Source organism: Hyphomonas sp., assembly GCF_013823385.1.
Taxonomy (GTDB): Bacteria; Pseudomonadota; Alphaproteobacteria; order Caulobacterales; family Hyphomonadaceae; genus Hyphomonas.
Map to the genome: position 1 here is coordinate 1 of NZ_PNMA01000099.1, position 2,546 is coordinate 2,546.

A 2,546-nucleotide genomic window follows, 5' to 3' on the forward strand; every position below is an offset into this window, starting at 1 on the left:
GCCCTGGCCAATCTGGGAATCTGGAGGGTTCTGTGAGGTCGCGCGGCTGTGATTGAGGTGCGAGGCGCGGTGCGCGACCTCATTGAAGCCGGATTGAACGAAGCCGCCGGCACGGGAGCCTATGGGTTTTGTGCGTTCGGGCGGCTGCTCAAGGGGCCGCCGACAGGGCCGATCGCAGTCCTGATGGGAACGGGCTGACGGACGCTGCTGGCCGGCAGCGCGGCGCGCGCGGCCTGGAGCCATGGGGGCACGGGCGCGATCGCCGCGACGATGATGGGCCTGCTGGTTGCGGGACGGCGCAGGGCGCAGGGCCTTGCCTCCCGCGCGACACCGGCGCGCAGGGCGACAGGATCATGACCGGGATGCCGCTGGCCTCTGCTCATGAGGTATCCGGGCCAGGCCGGCAGCGCGGGAAGGTCGCGATGACGCGCATGGTGCCGCCGCAGCAAGGACAAAGCGTGGGATCGAATGCCAGGCGCCATGGACAGGCGGCCTCCCGGATCCCGGCGTCATGGTCGTTCGTGCGCCTGCTGATGGTCGCGGCAATGGCCTGGCGGATGAGGGCCAGCCTGGAGCGCCTGTGGCCGTTGGCGAGGAAGCCGAAGTGGCGGATGCGGTGGAAGCCGTCGGGCAGAGCGTGCAGCAGAAAGCGGCGGATGAACTCGGCTGGATGGAGCGTCATCACCCGCACCGCGTTGCCATGGCGATAATCGCGCCAGCGGAAGGCGACGGCGTCATCCTCGAGGCTGACGAGGCGGCTGTTGGCGATCGCAACGCGGTGGGTGTAGCGGCCGAGATAGGCGAGGACGTGCTGCGGCGAGCCGAAGGGCGGCTTGGCGTAGACGATCCAGTTGATCCGCCGTTGCTCGGTCACCATGCTGGCGAAGGCCTCGGGCCTGTCCAGCGCGGCGAGCTCCCCGAAGAAAGAGAGCTCGCCCGCATCATGCGCCTGGACGAGCCGCTCGGTGAACCGGCGGCGGAACAGGCGCGAGAGGACATGGATGGGCAGGAAGAAGTTGGACCGGCAGGCGATCCAGTTGCCGTCTTGCGCCAATGCGCCGCCGGGGACGAGGCAATGGAGATGGGGGTGATGCGTGAGCGCCTGCCCCCAGCTGTGCAGGATGGCCATGCCACCGATCTCGCCGCCCAGATGCCGCCGATCGGCGGCGATGGTCTTCAAGGTCCAGAGCGCGGCTTCGAACAGGATGGCATAGACGATAGCCTTGTTCTGGAAGGCGACCGCCCCGATCGCGGCCGGCACGGTGAACACGACGTGGAAGTAGGGCGTGGGCAGGAGGTCCTTCTGCCGTTCGTCGAGCCAGACCTCGCGGGCCGGTCCCTGGCACTTCGGGCAATGCCGGTTGCGGCAGCTGTTGTAGGCGATGCGGGTATGGCTGCAATCGCCGCAGGCTTCGAGATGGCCCCCCAGCTCAGCCGTGCGGCACAGTTCGATGGCGCGCATGACCCGCGTCTCGACGCGGCCGAGCGAGCCCTGCCGATCGCGGCGATAGGCAGGGCCGTGGCGGCGAAAGATATCTGCCACTTCCAGATCGGGGCGCATAGGCGCCGCTCAAGCGGGCGGCGTCACAGTCAGGTCGAGGCGGTCCAGCGGGCTTTGCGTTCTGGCGATCGTCGCGGTCGCCACATGGGTATAACGCGCCGTCGTCGACAGATTGCTGTGGCCCAGCAGCACCTGGATGATCCGGATATCGGTTCCGCTCTCCAGAAGATGGGTGGCGAAGCTGTGACGAAGCGTGTGGACGCTGACCCGCTTGGTCAGCCCTGCCGCCTTCGCCGCCGAGCGGCAGGCGGCGTCAGGACCTGGACATCGATCGGCTTGTCCGGGCTGCGGCCCGGGAACAGCCATGGCGCCGGGCGTGCCAATCGCCAGTAGCTGCGCAGGATGACCAACAGCGCCGCCGACAGCATGACGGTGCGGTCCTTGGCGCCCTTGCCATGCCGGACCTGCAGCACCATCCGGCTGCTGTCGATATCGGCCACCTGCAGGCTCACCGCCTCCGAGGCGCGCAAGCCCGCGGCATAGGCCGTGGTCAGCGCCACCCGCGTCTTCAGCGACGGCACGGCTTCCAGAAAACGCACGACCTCATCGGCGCTCAGGATCGATGGCAGCTTGCGCGGCGTGCGCGCATAAACGATCCGCTCGGGGATCTCGGCATGGTCCAGCGTCACGCCGTAGAAGAACCGCAACGCGCACACGATCTGGTTCAGCGCCGGCCAGGATATCCCCTGCGAGACCAGATACACCTGGAACGAGCGGACATCCTCCAGCCCGAGCCGGTCCGGCGGGCAGCCGAAATAACGACTGAACTTCGTCACCGCGTGCAGATACGATCGCTGGGTGGCCGGCGACAGGTTGCGCAGCGTCATGTCGTCGATCATGCGGCGACGAAGGGCGCTCATCGGCTTGACTTCGGGCATCGGGAGCTCCTGCTGGGCTGGGTGGCGTCAACACCCAAAACCTCCCAGCAGGAGCTTCCCGTCACAAACCCCGCAGCTCTCCCGCGTCAGCGGGTTCGTTCAATCCC

At 67.7% G+C, this 2,546-nt stretch carries 1 protein-coding gene and 1 pseudogene; both read right to left on the reverse strand.

Features of this window, described 5'->3' with window-relative positions:
* Nucleotides 1-379: 379 nt before the first annotated feature.
* Nucleotides 380-1,561 (reverse strand): IS91 family transposase, encoded by a 1,182-nt coding sequence (locus tag C0456_RS19985; protein WP_291056287.1) that lies wholly within the window; start codon nucleotides 1,559-1,561, stop codon nucleotides 380-382.
* Nucleotides 1,562-1,570: 9 nt separating this feature from the next.
* Nucleotides 1,571-2,439 (reverse strand): annotated as a pseudogene (locus C0456_RS19995) (site-specific integrase).
* Nucleotides 2,440-2,546: the final 107 nt, after the last annotated feature.